The following is a 19,774-nucleotide window of genomic DNA, read 5'->3' as shown; positions in this document are numbered from 1 at the left end:
TGAGGGGCGTGTTGCCGCTGCCGGGACCCGCTGCCACAGTCCGGTCATGCGTAAACGCTCGATCACGATCGACGGCCACCGGACCAGCATATCGCTGGAAGATGCCTTCTGGGCGGAGCTTTCAGCGCTGTCGCAAGCGCGCAGCCTGTCGCTCAACGCCCTGGTGGCGGAGATTGACCGTGGCCGGTCGCAGGGGCAGACCAACCTGTCGAGCGCGCTGCGGCTTCATGTGCTGCACGAATTGAAGCAACGCACGATCAGTCGAGATTGAAGCCCTTCGCACGCACGAATGCGCCGAAATCGGCGCGCTCCGGCACCGAATATTGCCGTGCCTTGTCCTCGGACCATCCATACGCCGTGTCCTCGCCGAATTTCTCCACGAAGCGCTGGGATTTGTAGGGCTGGGTGTCGTTGCGCCGACGGTCGTAGGCCTCGACCTTCTCCTTGAGGCCTGCCTCGTCATAGCGGTCGCGATGAATCGACACGTCGAGGCCCAGGCGCGGGCTCATCACGCCCTCGAAGGACGGCCAGCCGACGCCGAGCCCGGCCACCGGGAAGACGTGCTGCGGCAGGCCCAGCACCTCGGAGACGCGGGCCGCCTGGTTGCGGATCTGGCTGATCGGGCAAGTCCCGAGCCCGACGCGGTCGGCGGCGGCGATGAAAGTCGCGAGCACGATGCCGGCATCGACGGCGGCATTGAAGAACGGATCGAGATGGTCGTTCACGAAGGGCCGGCCGCGCCATTCGAACAGCAGCCGGTGCCGGCGGTTGTTGCCACAGAACACCAGCAGGGCCGGGCCGGCGGCGGCCCAGGGATTCTCCGGGATCAGGGCCTGGAGCTTCTCGCGCTGCGCCTTGTCGGTGACGACCACGATGTCGGCCTGCTGCAGGTCGCTCTTGGACGGCGCCGACAGGGCCACGGCGCAGAGCGTGTCGAGCAGCGCCGGATCGAGCGGTTTGTCGGAATAGCGGCGCACCACCCGCCGGTTGGCCATTTCCGCCAGGACCCCGACCCCCTTCGGGGCCTCCGACAATGCGGGCGCGGAGCCGAACCGCGCCTTCAGCACGGCCTTCAGACGATCAAGCACGGGAACTCCTAACGGCCGAAAATATTGGGGATCGGAATGTTGGGGATAATCGAGCGTGGCTGCCCTGGCAGAACCTGCTCCAGCTGCTGCAGCTGCTGCGCACCCGGCAGGGTGCTGGCCATGCCCGGCGGATCCTTGGCGCTGCCACGCGTGACGTTGAGCGACGGCGAGGACATCGAGCCGCGCGCGGTCGTGATCAGGTAGGGCGCCGACCCGTCCTCGGCGATGTAGAAATTGACCGTCGTGTCGGTGGTCGAGGCCCCGAGATTGGTCCGCGTGGAGATCCGTGCCGTCGCGCGATTGCCCTGGACGCTGAGCCCCTTGTCGGTCAGCACGCCACCCGCGAAGTCGATTTGCCCTCCGATCGGGCTGTCGTGGTTGACGAAGCGATTCAGCACCAGCGAGATCGCGTTCAGCATGCTGGTGGGCGACATCCCGCGCTGACCGACGGCGCCCAGGACATTGCCCAGCGTCTGGTCGATCACCGTGCTGGCGGCGCCCGCCGCCATCGAGCCCAGCATCTGCAGGGCCTTGTCGGCACCGATGAAGACGTGCCCGCTCAGCTGCGCCCCCCCCGCCATCGAAGCCCTGATCTGGTCGGCGGTCGTACCGGCGCCTCGCACGGTGATGCCGTTGGCGTTCAGCTTGCCGTCCACCGTCACCTTGATGGCGCTGCCGAACTGGTTGGAGCCGGACGTGCTGCGCAGCATCTCGCCCAGGATGATGCTGTTGGCATCGCCCTTGAAGTCGACGGAGAGCGCCGGCCGGGTGGCGTTGACGCTGCCGGCGAACGCCAGCGAGCCGCCATAGAGCGAGCCCTTGAAGTGCTGGACCGTGAGGATGCCATCCTTGAGCGACGCCGCGAGATCGGCATTGCCGATGCGCAGGGGCGAACTGACCAGGGTACCAGCCACCAGCTTCAAGGAACCATCCATGCTGCGCAGCGGCGCCGTGTCGATCGGCTTGGCAGCCGCCGCCTGCCCTCGCCCGGCCGGTCGCGCCGGCGCTCCACCGCCACTGCCGCCGATCCGGTCGAGGTCGAGCACGTTGGCGCGCAGGTCGGCATTGATCGTCGTGCGGCCGGTCAGGCGGGCATCGATCGACCCGTCGACCGCCTGACCGTTGAGCACCAGATTGCCCTTGTAGGAGGCCGACTGCGGCGCGCCCTTGGACGCACCCGGCAGCGCCAGCGTGCCGGTGGCCTTCACGCTCTGGCCCATGGCGTTCACGGAGAGATCGCGCAGGGTGAGCTGCTCGATCGTCCCGGCGACGCCGCCGCTCGCACTGACAGCGCCGAGATCGGATGGACCGGTGGTGCCGGCGACCTTGAGCACGCGGCTCATGTCGGGCGCCTCGAAATTGAAGGCGATGTCGGCCCGCGGCTGCGGCGCCGAATAATTGGCGACGGTGCCGCGCACCGCGAGTCGGGCGCCGCCCAGGTTCGACACCTTCACGTCGTTCAGCCGCAAGGTGCGGCCTTGCAGCGCCACGTCGACGTCGACGCCCTGGATGGTCTCCTTGTTGTAGATGAGCTTTGCCACCCTGGCCTTGAGGCCGACCGACGGACCGGCCCCGGCGGGCGCCGCGGGCGGTGCCGAAGCGCCCGATGAAGCGGCAGGCTTCTGCTGCGCCGCGACCGGGACGAGGAAGGAATCGAGGTCGAGCGTATCGAGGTTGAGGCTGGTCACGATCGACAACGGCACCGTGAAGGTCACCGTCACGCCGCCATTGCCCTTGAGGTCGTCGAGTTCGAAGACGGCGTCGCTCACCTGGACGTTGCCGCCGGTCGAGGACATGCGGCCGCGCAGGCTGAGCTTCTGCAGTTTGGACGGCGGCACCGAGGAAAGATCCACGGCGAGCCAGGACAGCGTTTCGCGCAGCTTGGGCCCGACCAGGCTGAACTGGCCGGTGACGCCCGGCCGCGCGGCGTCGCCCGTCAGGGTCGATTGCGCCTGCAGGACCATGTCACCCGGCAGCGTTGCCGCGAGCTTCGGCACCGCCACGGCGCCGTCCTTGGCATCGATCTCCAGCGCGATATTTCGGACCGGCTGGTTGTTGTAGATCACCTCGCCGACTTCGATGGCGACTTTGGCGTTGAGATCGCTCAGGAAGTTCTGCGACGTCGCCACTGGAGCGCTCGCGGCCGCAGCGGTGGAAGCAGAAGGCGCCGCAGCCGGCGAAGTCTGCTGCAGCGTGACCAGCCATCGGTCGAGATCGAGCTTCGGCACGGCGAGTTTGCCCTCGACGCCGAGCTTGGGCTTCAATGCAACCGAAAGCGATCCCGAACCGCTGTCCTGTCCCAGGGCGAGCTTGAAATCGCGCGCGGCGAACGCGGTCTGGGAGACGTCGACGGCGCCATCGAAGCTGAACTTGCCGGCGAGCAGCGCCGGCAGCACGGGCTCGGGCTGGCCGGCGAGCTTCACCAGCGTGCCAACGAAGGTGGTGAGCGATTCGGCCGAGGCGGAAGCCATGCCGGAAATCTTCGCGGCCGCGCCGAGTTCGCTCAGCGTGCCCTTGAACCCGAGCTTGCCGCCCCCCGCCTGCAGGGCGAGGTCGGCGGTGTGGCCGTTGGCGCCGCGCGCGCCGACGGCGAGGTCGAGCCGGAGCGGCGCACCGTTTATCGAGGCGTCTCCCGCGAGCGAATAAGGACCGTCGATCGAGCCGACCGAAGCTGTGAAATTCGCCTTGTCCGCCACCACCGAAAGTCCGGCCTTCGAATCGCTGAAGACCAGCGTGCCGTTGTCGATGGTGAGACGGCCGAGCGAAAGCGGCCGCGGCGAGCTTGGCTTGGGAGCAGCGGGCTTGGCTTCGGCGACCGACGGTGCGAACTCCCAGTTCGGCTTACCTTCGGCGTTGATCTCCAGCACGATCTTCGGCTCGACCAGCGTCACCTCGCTGACTTCGATGTTGCCCCCCAGCAGGGCCAGCAGTGAGGGCTTCACCGTGACCGACTTCACCTCGACCATGTTGGCGTTCTTGGAACCGGGCGCGTTGAAAAACTTCACGCCCGTCACCGAAACGGTCGGTGTCGGCAGCAGCGACAGCGAAATCGGCCCGTCGATCACGAGGTCGCGCCCGGTGGCCGTCTTCACCTGCGAGACGATCAGCGGCTTGTAGGAATTGACGTCGATCAGTGCGGGCAAGGCCACGAGGGCGACGACCAGCAGCGCGACGATACCGCCGCCGCCGATCAGGAGACGCTTGCGGGTTGTTGATGTCATGGCAGGGCTCCCCGGTCCGGCAGGGCAAGACTAGCGCATCGACTGCAAGCACGGCATAGAGAAAATCGATGGCCGAAATCGTCAACCTGCGACGCGCCCGCAAGGACAAGGCGCGACGCGAACGCGAAGCGGAAGCGGAGGCCAACCGCCGCCGCTTCGGCCGCACGCGCGCCGAGAAGGAAGCCGACAAGGACTCGGCGGAGCGTGCTGCACGCTTGATCGACGGTAAGCGGCTGGAGCCGGAGAAGGCGGACTGAATACCGTCATCTCGACCGAAGCCGAACGCAGCGAGGCGGAGCGGAGAGATCTTCTCTCTACAGCCAGCCGGCTCTTGGTGGCGCGAAGGTCTCTCCACTCCGCGCTGCGCGCTCCGGTCGAGACGACGGACTTTGCTACCGCCCCGGCCGGTTGAGCGCCAGGCGTTCGAAGAAGGTGCGCGTGTTCTCGTCGGCGCCCGGCCCCGCCACCGCGCGCACGTTGGTGAGCTCGAGACGCCGGCCGCTTTCGGCGTCGATCAGCACGGGCTCTAGCGGCCGGTTGTCGGCGCGATCCACCAGCTCCATCGGCTTGCCGCCGCGCGCGGCCGCGCCGAAGCGGTCGCCCCATTGCTTCAGGCCGACGATCACCGTGAACAACGCGGCACCCTTCTCGGTGAGACGGTATTCATGGCGCAGCGGTCTCTGGCGATAGGCGCTCTTGCGGAAGATCCCGGCCTCCACGAGCTTCTTCAGCCGCGCCGTGAGCACGTTGCGCGCGATGCCGAGATTCTCCTGGAAGTCGTCGAAACGGCGCACGCCGTAGAAGGCATCGCGCACGATCAGCAGCGTCCACGGCTCGCCGACGACGTCGAGCGCCGAGGCGATCGAACAATTCATCTGCTCATAGGAGGTGCGCCGCATCCCGAAAGTATAGGGCGGCAGGCGCACGGCGCAATCTTGGCCCGCGTACCGTCCTCCCCAAAAGCAGAACGCCCGGGTCTTTCGACCCGGGCGCCCTCTCGAATTTCCCGAAGATTCGGCCCGCTAGTCGCGCGACTGGCCGAGGAAGCTCATGAGGAACTGGAACAGGTTCACGAAGTCCAGGTACAGGCTGAGCGCGCCAAAGATGGCGACCTTCTCGACCATGTCCGTACCCCAGGCCTCGGAATACTGCTCCTTGATCTTCTGGGTGTCGTAGGCGATCAGGCCCGAGAAGATCAGCACGCCCGCGGCGGAGATGATGAAGCTCATCGTGCCCGACGGCCAGATCATGTTGACGAGGCCGGCCAGGACGAGGCCGATCACGCCCATGAACAGGAACTTGCCCATCGCCGTCAGGTCACGCTTCGTCGTGTAGCCATAGAGGCTGAGCGCGCCGAAGGCGGCGGCCGTCACGAAGAAGGTGCGCGCGACGCTGGCGCCGGTGTAGCGGAACAGCAGCAGCGACAGGCTGACACCCATCAGTGCCGTGACGGCCCAGTAGACCGCCTGGATCGCGCCGACACTCATCTGAGCCGCGCGGAACGAGACCAGCAGGAGCAGGCCGAGCGGCGCGAAGATCGCGATCCAGCCCAGCATGTTCAGGCCGACGACACGACCCGCCTGCACCTGGAAGAACAGGCTGGCGAGCTCGGCCGAGCTGAATAGACCGAAGGCCACGATGCCCGACAGCGCGAGCCCCGAAGCCATGTAGTTGTACACACGCACCATGTGGGCGCGCAGACCGACATCGAACGACGCCTGGTCGGCAACGGTGCCGGCGCGATTAAAGGTGCCGAAGTTCGGATTTACCATTTGGTTTCAAGCCTCCAAGGGGGCCTCGTTTTGCCGAGCCCCTTCGATGGATAATCTGGGGTTACAGAGCGACTGAATCAATAGCCAAGTAGCCTGGCGGGATTCCAATTTGGACCGGTTCCTGGGAATAATTAATTCACTCATTACGCAACAAGGCAAGGGGCCTCTGCCTCAGTGCCGCCAAGGTACCCGCCAGCCCGAAGGCCAGGGTCAGCGCCATGGCCCCCACGGCGACCGCCACAGCGACCATGGGCAGGAAGGTCCATTCGAGGTTCATGAGGCGGCGCACCACGAGATAGGCGGCCAGCGTCCCCACGCCCAGCGCTGCCGCGGCGGTGGCGAGGCCGAGGAACGCGAACTCCCAGGCGAAGGTCCCGGCGATGCGGGCGCGGGTGGCGCCGAGCACTTTCATGACGACCGCCTCGTGGACGCGGCGGCGCTGGGTGGCGAGCATGGCGCCCGCCAGCACAAGCACGCCGGCCAGGATGCTGAGGAAGCCGATCACGCGGCTGGCCAGTCCGATATTGCCCAGCACGCCGGCCGCCGTCTCGATGGCGTCGCGGATGCGCACCACGGTGACGTTGGGGAACTGGTCGGTGACCGCCTTGAAGATTGCGTCCTCCGCCCCGGGTGTCGATTTCACCGTGGCGAGGAAGGTGTGCGGCGCCTTGTCGAGCGTGCCGGGCGAATAGACGAAGACGAAATTGATGGCGAGCGTCGTCCATTCGATGCGCCGCAGCGAGGCGATCTTCGCCTCGATGTCGCGGCCCAGGACATTCACGGTGATGCTGTCGCCCAGCCCCAGGCCGAACTGGTTCGCCAGGTTCTCGTCGAAGGAGATGAGCTGCGGCCCGCGATAGTCGGCCGGCCACCATTCGCCGGCGACTATACGGGAGCCCTCGGGCGGCGTCGCCGAATAGGTCACTCCGCGATCGCCCTCGACCGCCCAGCGCGCGTCGGACGGCACCGCGATCTCGCCAACCGGCTTGCCGCCGATCTTGACGATGCGCCCGCGCAGCGACGGCACCTTGTCGAGCGGTCCGGCACCGGGGATGGCGGCGATCGCCTTCTCGAAGGCCGGCATCTGGCTCGATTGGATGTCGACGAAGAAGAAGGCCGGCGCGTCGCTGGGAATGCGCCGGGTGAGCTGTTCGCGGAGATTGCCCTCGATCAGGGCCGTCGCCACCAGCACGGTGAGGCCGAGGCCGAGCGACAGCATGACGATCGGCGTCGGCGCGCCGGGCCGGTGCAGGTTGGCGAGCGCCAGCCGCAGGGCGGCGAACCTCGGCTTGCCGATCCAGGCGGCGCCCAGCATCAACAGTCGCGCCAGCAGCGGGAACGCGATGAAGGCGCCGACCGAGCCCAGCACGAAATAGGCGGCGATGCGGCGGCTGTCGGCGGTGAAGATGGTGAAGGCCGCCAGCGCCATGGCTACCGCGGCGATCGCCAGCGCGTCGCGCCAGGCCAGCCGGCCGCCCTGCTGGACCACGGCGCCGCGCATCAGGGTCGCCGCCGAGACGCTGCGGGCGCGCATCAACGGCACGAGGGCGAACAGCAGCGAAACCAGCAGGCCGAATCCCGCGGCCGTCGCCAGCGGTCCGGCATAGAGCGCCACGCGCGCCCGCACCGGCAGCACGTCGGCGATCGCCGACTGGGCGACGAAGGGCAGGGCCGCGCCGATCACCAGGCCGATGCCGACGCCCAGCGCCGTCAGGGCGGCGAGCTGGATGAAATAGGTCGTGAAGACCAGCCGCTCCGGTGCGCCCAGGCACTTCAGAGTTGCGATGGTGCGCAGCCGTGCGGCCAGGAAGCTCGAGACGGCGTTGCCCACGCCAACTCCGCCGACCAGTAGCGAGGCGAGGCCGATCAGGCCGATGAACTGCGTCAGGCGGTCGAGCCAGAAGCGGATGCCGCCGCCGGCATCGTCGAGGCCCCTCACCCGCCAGCCGGCATCGGGGAAGCGGGCCTTCAGGGCCGCGATGACGGCGCGATCCGAGCGGCCGGGCGGCAGGCGCAGGCGATATTCCCAAGTGAGCAGGCTGCCAGGCTGGACAATGCCCGCCTCCAGCGCGGCATCGAGCGGGATCATCAGCCGCGGCCCGAGGCTCGCGAAGGCATTGAGGCCGCGATCAGGCTCGCGCGCGATGATGCCGCGCACCTCGACCGCCACGTCGCCCACCCGCAGCATGTCGCCCGGCGCCATGTTCATGCGACGCAGCGCAGACTCCTCGACGGCCGCGCCCCAGATCCCGTCGCGCTTGCCCATCGCATTGGCCAGCGTCCCACCATCGGCCATCTCGAACTTGCCATAGAGCGGATAGGCCGGTTCGACGGCCTTGAGCTGCACCAGCGTGGGCCGTCCGTCGGGCTTGGTCGGCCGCGCCATGGCGCGACTGTCGAGCCAGCGCACGAACTCGCCCTGCTCGCGCAGGAACGCGATCTGCTCAGGCGTCGCCTCGCGATAGAGCAGCGAGATCGCGACATCGCCGCCCAGGATCTCGCGCGCATCGGCACGCAGCCCTTCCTCGACGGCGCGGCTGAACGACAGGATCGCCGCGATGGCGCCGACGCCCAGCGCCAGGCAGGCGATGAACAGGCGGAAGCCGCCGAGGCCGCTGCGCATCTCGCGGCGCGCGAGGCGGAAGGCGAGGTTCATGGGGACGCCGTCACTGCGCGGCGAGCGCGCGCAGGCGATCGTCCGCGACCAGCAGGCCGTCGGCGATGCGCAGCACCCGGTCGCACCGCTCGGCGAGGCCCATGTCGTGCGTGATCAGGATCAGCGTCGTGTTGTCGGCGCGCGCGACCTCGAACAGCAGATCCATCACCTGCCTGCCGGTGGCGCCGTCGAGATTGCCGGTCGGCTCGTCGGCCAGCATCAGCTTCGGCCGGCCGACGAAGGCGCGGGCCACCGCGACGCGCTGCTGCTCGCCGCCGGAAAGCTGCGCCGGATAGTGGCCGATGCGATGGCCGAGCCCGACCCTCTTCAGCGCCGCCTCGGCCAGTTCGAACGCATCCGAACGGCCAGCGAACTCGAGCGGCAGCGCGACGTTCTCATGCGCGGTCATGGTGGGAATGAGATGGAAGCCCTGGAACACGATACCTATATGGTCGCGGCGCAACCGCGCGCGGTCGTCGTCGCCCATGGGGCCGAGATCCTTGCCCGCGACTTCGACCGTGCCCGAAGTCGCGCGCTCCAGCCCGCCCGCCACCATCATCAGGCTCGACTTGCCGGCGCCCGAAGGCCCCACCACCGCCGCAATCTCGCCGGCCGCGATATCGAGCGTGATGCCGCGCAGGATATTGACCGTGCCGGCATCGCTCGCCATTTCGAGATGCACATCGGTCAGGCGAACGATAGGAAATTGTGCAATGGGAAGCGGCTCGGCCAAGCGGGCTCCTGGGGCAGGCGAAGAATGAAACTGCAAACTCGATATGGTGCTTTTGCGGCACCGGTCAATTCACGGATCGGCGCGTTCCTGGCGTTGTTGCTCTGCCTTGCGGCCGCGATGGCGCCCCTGAGGGTCCATGCACAAACCGAGCCGGTGAAGCTCGCGATCCTGGGCGACAGCCTGGCCGCGGGATACGGCCTCGCCCCGGCCCAGGCCTTCCCGGCCCGCCTGCAAGCGGCGCTGAAGGACAAAGGCCGTAACGTCATCGTCATCAATCACGGCGTTTCGGGCGACACGACGATGGGCGGTCTGGAGCGCATCGACTGGATGATGGCCGACAAGCCCGACATCGTGCTGGTCGAGCTGGGTGGCAACGACATGCTGCGCGCGCTCGATCCGGCCGCCACCGAGCGCAATCTCGACGCCATCATCGAAAAACTCAAACAGGCCGGCACGACCGTCTGGCTGGTCGGCATGATGGCGCCGCGCAACTTCGGACCGGAATACGTCAAGCAGTTCGACGGGATCTACAAGAAGCTCGCCGACAAACACGGCGTGCCGCTCTATCCCTTCTTCCTCGACGGCGTTGCCCAGGACCCTGCGCTCAACCAGCCCGACGGCATCCATCCCAACGCCAGGGGCGTCGACGTCATCGTCGAACGTATCCTGCCCTTCGTTACGAAGAATCTCGACAATGCCGCGTCTGTTCGTCGCCCTGCCCGTCCCTGACGATATCGCCGACGGGCTGTCTGTGCTGCAGTCGGGCGTGCCCGATGCGCGCTGGGTGCCGGCCGAGAATCTGCATGTCACGCTTTGCTTTGCCGGCGAGGTGCAGGGTGGCACGCTGCGCGACTTCGAGGAGGAGCTGGCCGACATCGAAGGTCCGCCCTTTCGGGTCGCCATCGCCGGCGTCGACCAGTTCAGCAACGGCAAGCAGCCGCGCGCGCTGGTCGCCGTCGTCGAACGCAGCGAGCGCCTCGACTGGCTGCAGCAGAAGGTGACCACCGTCGCGCGCAACTGCGGCATCGAGGTCGACCGCCGCAAGTACCGCCCGCACGTCACCCTGGCGCGCTTCCCGGCCGGCGGCGAGACCGGCCACCACATTGCGCAGTTCATGGCGAGCCACGGCACGTTCCGTCTGGAGCCGTGGGTGGCTGAGCACTTCACGCTCTATTCGAGCCGGACAGGGCGAGGTGGGCCGATCTATACGCCCGAAGCGGAGTATCGGCTGACGTTCTGACTCAAACGAACGTCAGCAGCCGCCGCGGATTGCCCACGAGGATGGCGTCGATCTCGGCCTCGCTGTAGCCGCGCTTCTGCATCATCGGCACGACGTTGCGGAAGATGTGGCCGTAGCCGTGGCCACCGAAGCTCGCGAGGCGGGTGCGGTAGCAGATGTCGTGGCTGATCACGACGCGCTCCAGATGGCCGGCCTCGATAAGCGCGCGGATCAGCTTCAGCCGCGTCGCGTCGTTGGGCATGTCGATGTCGGAAAGGCCGTAGTAGCTCGATTCCTGGCCGAACAGGTCGAACTCGACCGTGATCCCTGAGTCGGCGAGCTTCAGCAGGCGCGGCTCGTCGAAGATGGTGCGGTCGATGTGGCTGATCACGATGCGCTCGGTCGGGAAGCCAGCCGCCTTGGCGAAGTCGGCGACCTCCTGCGGCTGGTCGGGATCGCGGCCGGGATGGACGTTGATCGAGGCACCGGTCTCGCGGGCGGCGATGAAGGCGCCCTGCATCACGCGCTTTTCGGTGTCGGTCCACGGTGCCTGGCAGCCGATCTCGCCGATCATGCCGGCGCAGACGTCGGTCCCCCAGGCGCCGTCGTGGATCTGGCCGATCATCTCGGCGGCGAAATCCTCGACCGTGCGGTCGTGGTTCCTGGGATCCTGGTAGTCGTTCACGTAGTAGCCGCAGCCCATCACCAGATGCACGCCGGTGCCGGCCGCGATGCGGCGCAGACCATTGGGATCGGGCGAAAGGCCACCGCAGGACAGTTCGACGATGGCATCGCCACCTTCATGCTTCATCATCGCCACCTCGCGGGTGGCGATGTCCTCGAGGTCCAGCATGTACTTGCGGCCGGCGCGCTTGATGCCGTGGCCGTAGTTGATCTGCCAGACGTTCTCCAAAGTGATCTCGGGGCCGAGATCGTTGTCGGAGCGCGTGCCGGGCGGACGGATATCGCAGAGCACGTGTTCGTGCATCAGCGTGCGCCCCAGTCTCTCGGGCTCGATCGGCCCGAGAACGGTCTGGATCTTTCCCTTCAGCTCAGGACGGCTCATTGCGGCTCCAGCTTGGCGGCCTCGACGACCTTCTTCCACTTCACGTACTCGTTCTGCATGTGCTTGGCGAGGTCCTCGGAGGAACCTCCCAGCTCGGCGGCGCCGGCGTCGCGGATCTTCTTGATGACGTCTGGCTGCTTGGAGGCCTTCACCAGCTCGTCCGAGAGCTTCTTCACGATCTCCGGCGGCGTGCCGGCCGGTGCCGCAACGTACCACCAGGGCGCCGCGTCGAAGCCCGCGAAGCCCTGCTCGGCGATGGTCGGCGTGTCCGGCAATGCGAACCAGCGCTTGCCCGAGCTGACGCCCAGCGCCCTGAGCGTGCCGGACTGGATGTGCGGCAGGTACGGCGGCAGGTTGTCCATCGTGCTGGGAATGTGCCCGGCCAGAAGGTCCTTCAACACCAGCGAGCTGCCGCGATAGACGACATGCTCGACCTTGAAGCCCCCGAGCGACTGGAAATACTCCATCGCCAGGTGTCCGGTGCCGCCGATCGCCGGGGAGCCGAAGCTCACCTTGTTCGGACCCTGCTTCTTGCAATATTCGACATATTCCTTGGCCGTCTTCACCGGCATGTCGGGATGCACCGCGAGCACATTGGCGACCTCGCCGAACAGCGCGACCGGCGCGAAGCTCTTCACGCCGTCGTAGGGCATGTTCTTGTAGAGGAACTGGTTGGTGACGGCGGTGCCGACCGTGCCGAGCAGCAGCGTGTAGCCGTCGGCCGGCGACTTCGCGACGATCTCCGCGCCGACATTGCCGCCGGCGCCGCTCTTGTTGTCGACCACGAAGGTCTGGCCCCAGACTTCCTGGAGGTGCGCCGAGGCGATGCGGCCGAGGAGGTCGGTCGTCCCGCCCGGCGCGAAGGGCACGACCACGCGGACCTGCTTGTTGGGGTAGGTGGACTGTGCCCAGCCGTGGCGGGCCAGCATCGGGGCGGCGAGAGGAACGGCGACGGCGCCCGCAATGAGGCTACGGCGTCCGATTGTCTTGGCGATTGTCTTATTGGTCATGGCGAAGCTCCCTTGTTTCAGGCGACTATATCGGCCGCCAATTGGGAGTTAAATGTGACCGCAGCATTGATTGGGTACACGGATCGCATCTCGGTACGGAGCGGCGAGAAGATCACCTTCAAGGTCTCGAGCGCGGGACCGAATCCGTACCACGCCATGCTGGTCCGCATCGTACGCGGCGATCCCAATCCCGGCGGACCACCGCCCAAGCTCGAGGACCTGTCCGACCTGTTCGACGGCCGTTTCGCCTCGCGTATCCAGCATGCCTGGCCCGGCTCGTACGGTCTGGTCGAAGCGGCGAAGGACGCCAGGCTGCCGGCTTCACTCCACGTCGAGGCGCTGATCTGGCCGACCTTGCCGGAGGACGGGCCGCAATCGGTGATATCGCACCGCGATCCCGCGACGGGCGCGGGCTTCGCCCTGGTCCTCACGCCCGACGGCATGGCGCTGGAGACCGGCGAGGATCGCGTGGTCGTGGGCAAGAAGCTGCGGGGCCGCGTCTGGTATCGCGTCTGGGCCAGCGCCGATCCCGAGACCGGTACTTTGCGCGTCGGACAGCAACCGCTGGCGCGCGCCTTCGGCACCGACGACGAGGGCGAGGCGAGCGCCAAGGCTTCGACTCCCGCCCTCGAGGTCGCTGCCCCAGTGATGATCGGGGCGGAGCCGGCGACCGACCGGCCGGCGCAGCGCTGCTTCAACGGCAAGATCGAGGCCCCCTGCATCCAGGGCTTCGCCGCCTGGGATTTCACCCGCCGCATGGACTCGATGGAAATCGAGGATACCGGCCCCAATGGCCTGCACGGGAGGCTGGTCAACCTGCCGACGCGCGCCATGAAGGGCTCGGCCTGGACCGGCGCCGAGCGCGACTGGCGGCGCGCGCCGCATCATTATGCGGCGATCCACTTCCATGACGACGACCTGCACGATTGCGGCTGGCTCGACGATTTCAGCTTCACGGTGCCAAAGGAAATGAAGAGCGGCATCTACGGCATGCAGCTCACCTGCGGGAGCCATCGCGACGTCATTCCGTTCTTCGTGCGGCCGCAGGTCGGAAAGCCGCAGGCCAAGGTCTGCTATCTCGCCTCGACCTTCACCTATCAGGTCTATTCCAACTTCTCGCGCGGCATGTTCGACGACGCCTTCCGCAAGCGAGTCGCCGACTGGAAGGCCTATCCGCACAATCCCGACGACCATGGCGACTACGGCCTTTCGACCTACAACCATCATCGCGACGGTTCGGGCGTGGCCTATTCCTCGCGGCTACGGCCGCTGCTGACCTGGCGTCCCAACTTCCTCAGTTTCAACGACGAGGCGGGCTCGGGCCTGCGCCATCTGCCGGCCGACACGCATCTCACCGGCTGGCTCGATCGCATGGGCGTGGCCTTCGACGTGGTGACCGACCACGATCTCGACGAGAAGGGCGTCGAACTGCTCGCCTCCTACAAGGTCGTGCTGACCGGCTCGCATCCGGAATATCACACGGCGGGCACGCTTGATGCGCTGCAGGCCTATACCGAAAGCGGCGGCCGGCTGATGTATCTCGGCGGCAACGGCTTCTACTGGCGCGTGGCGCTGTCGCCCAAGGTGCCCGGCGCCATCGAGGTACGCCGCACCGAGGGCGGCATCCGCACCTGGGCGGCCGAACCCGGCGAGTATTACCACGCCTTCGACGGCGCCTATGGCGGCCTGTGGCGGCGCTCGGACCGGCCGCCCAACCTCCTCTGCGGCATCGGCTTCTCGAGCCAGGGCACCTTCGTGGGCGATTCCTACCGGCAGTCGCCGGCGGCGCGCGACAATACCCATGCCTGGGTCTTCGAGGGTGTGAAGGACGAGCTGTTCGGCGGCTACGGCTTCTCCGGCGGTGGCGCGGCGGGCTTCGAACTCGACCGGCTCGACCATCGCCTGGGCAGCCCGCTCAATGCCGTGGTGCTGGCCTCCTCGGAAGGCCACGACAGGAAGAACTTCGTGGTCGTGCACGAGGAGCGGCTGGGCTTCACCACGACCATTCCCGGCCAGACGCTGGAGCAGTTGATCCGGGCCGACATGACCTATGTCGAGAAGCCCAAGGGCGGCGCGGTCTTCTCCGTTGGCTCGATCACCTATTGTGGCAGCCTGCCCCACAACAAGTTCGACAACGACGTGTCGCGGCTCACCTTCAACGTGCTGAACCGGTTCGGCGAGCTCGGCCTCAAATGGCCTTTTTGACCTGCGGCGTCAGCCGGGCGAGCAGCCCGCGCGTGGCAGCCTCGATCATGCCGAGGGCCCGCTCGTAGTCGTCGGCCGTGCCGCCATACGGATCGGGGATGTCGAGGATGCCGAGCGGTGGGGCGTAGCTCATCAGGAGCTGCGGCTTGTCGGCCAGGTCGCGCGGCGCCAGCCAGCGCATCTCGACGAGATGGCCGCGCGTCATCCCCAGCACGTGATCGAAGTGCTTGATGTCCTCGCCCGTGATCTGACGGGCGCGGATGCCGGTGATGTCGTAGCCGCGCGCCGCCGCCGCATCGATGGCAGGCTTGGTCGGCGGCTGGCCGACATGGCTGGCACCGGTACCAGCGGAATCGATCTCGAAGGCGTCGGCGAGGCCGGCCCTGGCGGCCAGCGACCGGAATACGCCCTCGGCCGTGGGTGACCGGCAGAGGTTTGCAGTGCAGACGAACAGGATGCCGATGGTCATGGTCGCCGACCCTAGCACGGCGCTAGATTGGTGGCATGCATCAGGATTTCTTCCCGCCCGGCATCGCGGTGCTGACCGGCGCCGGCATCTCCAAGGAAAGCGGGATCGATACGTTCCGCGACGCGGATGGACTGTGGAACCAGGTCGACCTCGAGGAGGTCGCGACCGTGGAAGCCTGGCACCGTGACAAGAAGAAGGTGCTCGATTTCTACAACAGGACACGCGCCATGTTCCGGGCGTCCGGCATCCATCCGAACGACGCGCACCGCGCACTGGCCCGACTCGAGCGCGAATATGAGGGTGAAGTGACGATCATCACCCAGAACATCGACCCTCTGCACGAGCAGGCCGGGTCGAGGCGGGTGATCCACATGCACGGGCGCGACGGCGAGGTCCGCTGCATGGCCTGCAAGGCGGTGTTCGAGTCCGAACAGGACCTGACGCCGGCCTCGGTCTGTCCGAACTGCAAATCCGTCGGCGAACTCAGGCCCAACATCGTCTGGTTCGGCGAAATGCCATTGCATCTCGACGAGATCTACGAGGTGCTGGAACGCTGCGGCCTGTTCCTCGCGATCGGCACGTCAGGCGAGGTCTACCCGGCCGCCGGCTTCGTGCTGCACGTGCGCCGTCATGCGCCGCGCGCCCGTACGGTCGAGCTCAACCTCGAAGCGACCGGCAACAAGAGCCTGTTCCAGGAACACATCTACGGCCCTGCCACGGAGATCGTGCCGCCCTATGTCACACGCGTGCTGACGCAGGGCTGGCGATAGAACGGGAAAAAGAGACGGAGGAAGACATGCCCGACATGATTCATGTGCCGCACGGTGCGCACCACATCGCGACCGACGCGCACGGCCAGAACTTCTATGCGATCGACCGGCAGTTCCAGGACCTGATGCGGCTCTACATGGAGCCCGGCCTGCTCCGCCAGGTGACGCCGCATTTCGAGCGGCTGGGCGGGCTGGCCGGCGGCCGGCTCGACGAGCTGGCAATGGTCGCCGACAAGCATCCGCCGGTGCTGCAGCCGCGCGACCGCTTCGGCCGCGACGAGGACTGGATCGACTACCATCCCGCCTATCGCGAGATGGAGAAGATCGCCTTCGAGGAGTTCGGCATGCACGCGATGAGCCATCGCGCCGGCGTGCTCGGCCTGGCGGAGCCAGCCCATCCGCTGGTGAAGTACGCCATCACCTACCTCTTCGTGCAGGGCGAGTTCGGCCTGATGTGCCCGGTCTCGGTTTCGGACACGTCGAACTTCATCATCAAGCGCTACGGCTCGCCTGAGCTCAAGAAGCTGCTGCTCGACCGCCTGCTGAGCCAGGATCCGGCAACCATGCTGAAGGGCACGCAGTTCATGACCGAGAAGGCCGGCGGCTCCGATGTCGGCGCGTTGGAGACCGAGGCCGAGCGAGTGGGCGTCGGCCCCGACGGCGTCGAGCGCTGGAAGCTCTACGGCCAGAAATGGTTCTGCAGCCATGCCGACGCCGATGTCGCGGTGATGCTGGCGCGGCCCCGCGGCTCCGCACCGGGCACGAAGGGGCTCGGCCTGTTCGCCCTGCCGCGACGGCTCGAGGACGGCAGCCGCAACAGCTACCGGATCGTGCGCCTCAAGGACAAGCTCGGCACGCGCTCGATGGCCTCGGGTGAGATCATCCTCGACGGCGCCACGGCCTATCTCGTGGGCGACGTGAACCGCGGCTTCAAGCAGATGATGGAGCAGGTGAACCTGTCGCGGCTCAGCCACGGCGTGCGTGCCGCCTCGATGATGCGCCGCTGCCTCAACGAGGCGCTGGCCGCCGCCCGCGGCCGCCGCGCCTTCGGCCGCTCCATCGCCGAGTATCCGCTGCTGCGCCGCCAGCTCATGAAGATCCTGCTGCCGACCGAGCAGGCGCTGTCGATGTTCGCCTTCTCCGCCGACGCGATGGGCCGCGCCAACGCGGGCGACAAAGATGCCGAAAACCTGCTGCGCATCCTGACGCCGGTCTACAAGTTCCGCGCCTGCCGCGACAACATCCCGGTCGCCAGCGCCGCGCTCGAGGTCAAGGGCGGGCTGGGTTACATCGAGGAATGGGTGACGGCGCGGCTGGTGCGCGACGCGCAGATCGGCACCTTGTGGGAGGGCACCTCCAACATCAACGCGCTGGACGTGGTGCAACGCGCCGTCGGCAAGTCGGGCGGCCACAAGACACTCTCCGCCGCGCTCAAGGCCAAGTACGAGCCGAGCGGCGCCCTGCCCGGCCAGTACAAAGGCCTGCTGGGCGCCACGCTCGACAGGGTCGAACGCTTCGTCGAAGCCGTGGCGCAGGACCCCAAGCATGAAAAGCGCTCCCGCCTCGCCGCCGGCGCCCTCTATCACGCCGCGACCGCGGCGCTGCTCGCCTGGGAAGGCGCCACCCTGGGCGCCGAAGGCGGCGACGCCCGCCGCCTCTTGTTGTCGCGTCTGGTGATCGAACACCGCCTGGCCCCGCAAGACCCTCTGTCGCTCGGCGAGTCGGGCTGGGAGGAAGAGGCGATCAACCTCCTCCTCGACGACGCGCCCGTGCCGCTGGCGAAGGCAACCGCGCTCGTGGCGGCATAGCGATAAAGGTCCCTCGCTACGCTCGGGATGACCATCATGGGTTGCTGACGCACTCATTTCATTAGGAAAAGAGTTGTCATCCCGAGCGTAGCGAGGGACCTTTCCGTTAACGCTTCAACACCTCGTCCGTGTGCTCGCCCAGCAGCGGTTCGCGATAGAGCGGGCTCGACGGTTCGTCCTTGAAGCGAACGACGGGGCCGAAGTGGAGGCGGCCCTGGTCATCCGTCACCATGAAGCCGCGCTTCTGCAGGTTGGCGTCGGCGATGGCTTCGGGGAGCGTGTTGACCGGGCCGTAGCAGATGTCGAGCGTGGCGAGAGTGTCCATCCAATGGGCGAGCGGCTTCGATTTGAACGTCTGTTCGAGAAACTCCATCACCGGCTTCTGGTGCGCGCCGGGCCATTCACAGAGCGGCGCCATCTCCGGCTTTCCGAGCGCGCCCAGCAGGTTCCTGACGAACTTCATCTCCTGGCCCGCGATCACGAGCTGGCGGCCGTCGGACGTGTCGTAGACGCGATAGAAAGCCGAGCCGCCGGTCGTGCGCTGCTGCTTCACGTCGGGCGCCTTGTTGTCGGCGAAGGTCGTGCCGACCACGTTGGCACAGGAGGCCATCAGCGATTCGTGCATCGAGACGTCGATATAGTCGCCACGGCCGGTGTCCTTGCGGCGCAGCAGCGCCATCAGCACGCCCGCCAGACCATGGAGACCGCTCACCAGGTCGGCGACCGGGATGCCGGGGATCGCCGGCCGGCCATCGTCGCCCAGGGTCAGGCTCAGCACGCCGGTCATCGCCTCCAGCGCGAGATCGTGCGCGGCGCGGCCGGGATAGGCGCCGTCCTGGCCGAAGGCGCTGATCGAGCAATAAACGATGCCGGGGTTCCTGGCGGCGACCGCCTCGTAGCCGATGCCGAAGCGCGCGGCGACACCGGGCCGGAACGACTCGACCAGCACGTCGGCTTCGCAGGCGAGACGGAAGAGGTCGGCGCGGCCCTGCTCGCTCTTGAGGTCGAGCACGACGCTCTTCTTGCCGCGGCCCATGTTGCGGAAGAAGACCGAGGTGCGCTCGTCGGGCGGCAGGATGTGGCGGCCGGGATCGCCCTCGCCCGGCGGCTCGACCTTGATCACCTCGGCGCCGTGGTCGGCCAGCGAGGTGGTGAGATAGGGCCCCGGCAGGAACCAGGAGAGGTCGACGACCTTGATGCCCTGAAGCTTCATGATTTCTTGCCCAGCAATGACTCGTTGTCGGCACCGAGTGGCGAACAGGCGGTCTGTGCCAGCCGTTCGCCGTCGATGCGCAGGGGATTGGCGAGGACGCGCAGCTCGCCCTTCACCGGATGAGGCACGGACGAGACAATTCCAGCCTCACGCGCGAAGTCGCTGTCGAGCGCCTGGTCGAGGCGATAGACAGGCGCCGCCGGCAGCAGCCCGTTCATCGCGCTTAGCCACTCCGCGGTCGTGCGCGTGCGGAACGTCGCGTCGAGCTCGGCGGACATCGAAGCGCGGTTCTTCGCCCGCGTGTTGGGATCGGGAAAGCGCGGATCGACGACGAGATCGCTCCGGCCCGTCACCTCGCACAGGTTCAGCCAGAATTTTTGCGTCATGCACATGATGAAGATCCAGCCATCCTTCGTCGGGAAGGTCTGGACCGGCGCCAGCGAGAGATGAGCGCTGCGCGGCACCCTCGGCGAGACATCGCCCTCGTTCAGGTACCAGAGGCCGGGATAGGTGAGCTGGTGCATGGCGACGTCGTAGAGGCAGG

General features: G+C 67.2%; 18 protein-coding genes. 7 read left to right on the top strand and 11 right to left on the bottom strand.

Going from position 1 to position 19,774, the window contains the following annotated elements; translation table 11 throughout:
- Positions 1-46: 46 nt before the first annotated feature.
- The gene (locus Q0Q48_RS27125; RefSeq protein ID WP_295145400.1) at positions 47-271 is read left to right on the top strand and encodes a ribbon-helix-helix domain-containing protein; all 225 of its coding nucleotides are present in this window, start codon (positions 47-49) and stop codon (positions 269-271) included.
- On the opposite strand, the gene Q0Q48_RS27120 is transcribed toward Q0Q48_RS27125, so the two are convergent.
- Positions 258-1,088 (bottom strand): nitroreductase family protein, encoded by an 831-nt coding sequence (locus Q0Q48_RS27120; RefSeq protein ID WP_295145398.1) that lies wholly within the window; start codon positions 1,086-1,088, stop codon positions 258-260. The genes Q0Q48_RS27125 and Q0Q48_RS27120 overlap by 14 nt on opposite strands.
- A gap of 8 nt (positions 1,089-1,096) precedes the next feature.
- Positions 1,097-4,309 carry an AsmA family protein gene (locus Q0Q48_RS27115; protein ID WP_295145395.1) on the bottom strand — a complete coding sequence of 1,071 codons (3,213 nt, stop codon included), beginning with the start codon at positions 4,307-4,309 and terminating at the stop codon, positions 1,097-1,099.
- A gap of 68 nt (positions 4,310-4,377) precedes the next feature.
- On the opposite strand from Q0Q48_RS27115, the gene Q0Q48_RS27110 reads away from it, so the two are divergent.
- On the top strand, positions 4,378-4,566 hold the full coding sequence (locus tag Q0Q48_RS27110) for a DUF4169 family protein (protein ID WP_295145394.1): 189 nt from the start codon (positions 4,378-4,380) through the stop codon (positions 4,564-4,566).
- Between the two features lie 135 nt (positions 4,567-4,701).
- On the opposite strand, the gene Q0Q48_RS27105 is transcribed toward Q0Q48_RS27110, so the two are convergent.
- The 4 genes from Q0Q48_RS27105 to Q0Q48_RS27090 form a co-directional block, all read right to left on the bottom strand.
- On the bottom strand, positions 4,702-5,208 hold the full coding sequence (locus tag Q0Q48_RS27105; protein WP_295145390.1) for a helix-turn-helix domain-containing protein: 507 nt from the start codon (positions 5,206-5,208) through the stop codon (positions 4,702-4,704).
- A gap of 123 nt (positions 5,209-5,331) precedes the next feature.
- The gene (locus tag Q0Q48_RS27100; RefSeq protein ID WP_295145387.1) at positions 5,332-6,081 is read right to left on the bottom strand and encodes a Bax inhibitor-1/YccA family protein; all 750 of its coding nucleotides are present in this window, start codon (positions 6,079-6,081) and stop codon (positions 5,332-5,334) included.
- A gap of 136 nt (positions 6,082-6,217) precedes the next feature.
- Positions 6,218-8,737: an FtsX-like permease family protein gene (locus Q0Q48_RS27095; protein WP_295145384.1), complete on the bottom strand. Its 2,520-nt coding sequence runs from the start codon at positions 8,735-8,737 to the stop codon at positions 6,218-6,220.
- A 10-nt stretch (positions 8,738-8,747) separates the two neighbouring features.
- Positions 8,748-9,407: an ABC transporter ATP-binding protein gene (locus tag Q0Q48_RS27090; RefSeq protein WP_295145438.1), complete on the bottom strand. Its 660-nt coding sequence runs from the start codon at positions 9,405-9,407 to the stop codon at positions 8,748-8,750.
- An 87-nt stretch (positions 9,408-9,494) separates the two neighbouring features.
- Here Q0Q48_RS27090 and Q0Q48_RS27085 point away from each other — a divergent pair, with 87 nt between their 5' ends.
- Entirely contained in the window at positions 9,495-10,199 is a 705-nt protein-coding gene (locus Q0Q48_RS27085; protein WP_295145381.1) for an arylesterase, read from the top strand.
- Positions 10,165-10,710: an RNA 2',3'-cyclic phosphodiesterase gene (thpR, locus tag Q0Q48_RS27080; RefSeq protein ID WP_295145378.1), complete on the top strand. Its 546-nt coding sequence runs from the start codon at positions 10,165-10,167 to the stop codon at positions 10,708-10,710. The genes Q0Q48_RS27085 and thpR overlap by 35 nt, the downstream gene beginning before the upstream one ends.
- 1 nt (position 10,711) lies before the next feature.
- Here thpR and Q0Q48_RS27075 read toward each other — a convergent pair whose 3' ends face one another.
- Complete coding sequence (locus tag Q0Q48_RS27075) at positions 10,712-11,755, bottom strand: hypothetical protein (RefSeq protein WP_295145375.1); 1,044 nt, start codon at positions 11,753-11,755, stop codon at positions 10,712-10,714.
- Entirely contained in the window at positions 11,752-12,765 is a 1,014-nt protein-coding gene (locus Q0Q48_RS27070; protein WP_295145372.1) for a tripartite tricarboxylate transporter substrate binding protein, read from the bottom strand. The genes Q0Q48_RS27075 and Q0Q48_RS27070 overlap by 4 nt, the downstream gene beginning before the upstream one ends.
- Before the next feature lie 54 nt (positions 12,766-12,819).
- Between Q0Q48_RS27070 and Q0Q48_RS27065 the strand changes: the two genes are divergently transcribed.
- Complete coding sequence (locus Q0Q48_RS27065; RefSeq protein ID WP_295145369.1) at positions 12,820-14,970, top strand: N,N-dimethylformamidase beta subunit family domain-containing protein; 2,151 nt, start codon at positions 12,820-12,822, stop codon at positions 14,968-14,970.
- Here the strand turns inward: Q0Q48_RS27065 and Q0Q48_RS27060 are convergent.
- Positions 14,954-15,439 carry a low molecular weight protein-tyrosine-phosphatase gene (locus Q0Q48_RS27060; RefSeq protein ID WP_295145366.1) on the bottom strand — a complete coding sequence of 162 codons (486 nt, stop codon included), beginning with the start codon at positions 15,437-15,439 and terminating at the stop codon, positions 14,954-14,956. The genes Q0Q48_RS27065 and Q0Q48_RS27060 overlap by 17 nt on opposite strands.
- Before the next feature lie 35 nt (positions 15,440-15,474).
- Here Q0Q48_RS27060 and Q0Q48_RS27055 point away from each other — a divergent pair, with 35 nt between their 5' ends.
- Together Q0Q48_RS27055 and Q0Q48_RS27050 are read left to right on the top strand one after the other, a co-directional pair.
- Positions 15,475-16,209, top strand: a complete 735-nt coding sequence (locus Q0Q48_RS27055) for an NAD-dependent deacylase (RefSeq protein WP_295145363.1) — start codon at positions 15,475-15,477, stop codon at positions 16,207-16,209.
- A gap of 26 nt (positions 16,210-16,235) precedes the next feature.
- On the top strand, positions 16,236-18,017 hold the full coding sequence (locus tag Q0Q48_RS27050; protein WP_295145361.1) for an acyl-CoA dehydrogenase family protein: 1,782 nt from the start codon (positions 16,236-16,238) through the stop codon (positions 18,015-18,017).
- A 106-nt stretch (positions 18,018-18,123) separates the two neighbouring features.
- Here the strand turns inward: Q0Q48_RS27050 and Q0Q48_RS27045 are convergent, their stop codons facing one another.
- Positions 18,124-19,230 carry a CoA transferase gene (locus Q0Q48_RS27045; RefSeq protein ID WP_295145358.1) on the bottom strand — a complete coding sequence of 369 codons (1,107 nt, stop codon included), beginning with the start codon at positions 19,228-19,230 and terminating at the stop codon, positions 18,124-18,126.
- A partial coding sequence (locus Q0Q48_RS27040) for a CoA transferase (RefSeq protein WP_295145355.1) occupies positions 19,227-19,774 on the bottom strand: 548 nt, incomplete at its 5' end. The genes Q0Q48_RS27040 and Q0Q48_RS27045, both read right to left, overlap by 4 nt.

It is taken from the genome of uncultured Reyranella sp., assembly GCF_945957355.1.
In the GTDB taxonomy this organism is placed as follows: domain Bacteria; phylum Pseudomonadota; class Alphaproteobacteria; order Reyranellales; family Reyranellaceae; genus Reyranella.
The sequence above is the reverse complement of the archived record's forward strand: the minus strand, read 5'-3'. Positions and strand labels throughout refer to the sequence as shown.

Bases quoted from the DNA above. Each gene is read 5' to 3' on its own strand.
- Q0Q48_RS27060 (WP_295145366.1), bottom strand. From the start codon at position 15,439: ATGACCATCGGCATCCTGTTCGTCTGCACTGCAAACCTCTGCCGGTCA.
- Q0Q48_RS27090 (WP_295145438.1), bottom strand. From the start codon at position 9,407: ATGGCGAGCGATGCCGGCACGGTCAATATCCTGCGCGGCATCACGCTC.
- Q0Q48_RS27125 (WP_295145400.1), top strand. From the start codon at position 47: ATGCGTAAACGCTCGATCACGATCGACGGCCACCGGACCAGCATATCG.
- Q0Q48_RS27055 (WP_295145363.1), top strand. From the start codon at position 15,475: ATGCATCAGGATTTCTTCCCGCCCGGCATCGCGGTGCTGACCGGCGCC.
- thpR (WP_295145378.1), top strand. From the start codon at position 10,165: ATGCCGCGTCTGTTCGTCGCCCTGCCCGTCCCTGACGATATCGCCGAC.
- Q0Q48_RS27075 (WP_295145375.1), bottom strand. From the start codon at position 11,755: ATGAGCCGTCCTGAGCTGAAGGGAAAGATCCAGACCGTTCTCGGGCCG.
- Q0Q48_RS27100 (WP_295145387.1), bottom strand. From the start codon at position 6,081: ATGGTAAATCCGAACTTCGGCACCTTTAATCGCGCCGGCACCGTTGCC.
- Q0Q48_RS27070 (WP_295145372.1), bottom strand. From the start codon at position 12,765: ATGACCAATAAGACAATCGCCAAGACAATCGGACGCCGTAGCCTCATT.
- Q0Q48_RS27110 (WP_295145394.1), top strand. From the start codon at position 4,378: ATGGCCGAAATCGTCAACCTGCGACGCGCCCGCAAGGACAAGGCGCGA.
- Q0Q48_RS27085 (WP_295145381.1), top strand. From the start codon at position 9,495: ATGAAACTGCAAACTCGATATGGTGCTTTTGCGGCACCGGTCAATTCA.
- Q0Q48_RS27095 (WP_295145384.1), bottom strand. From the start codon at position 8,737: ATGAACCTCGCCTTCCGCCTCGCGCGCCGCGAGATGCGCAGCGGCCTC.
- Q0Q48_RS27050 (WP_295145361.1), top strand. From the start codon at position 16,236: ATGCCCGACATGATTCATGTGCCGCACGGTGCGCACCACATCGCGACC.
- Q0Q48_RS27045 (WP_295145358.1), bottom strand. From the start codon at position 19,230: ATGAAGCTTCAGGGCATCAAGGTCGTCGACCTCTCCTGGTTCCTGCCG.
- Q0Q48_RS27105 (WP_295145390.1), bottom strand. From the start codon at position 5,208: ATGCGGCGCACCTCCTATGAGCAGATGAATTGTTCGATCGCCTCGGCG.
- Q0Q48_RS27115 (WP_295145395.1), bottom strand. From the start codon at position 4,309: ATGACATCAACAACCCGCAAGCGTCTCCTGATCGGCGGCGGCGGTATC.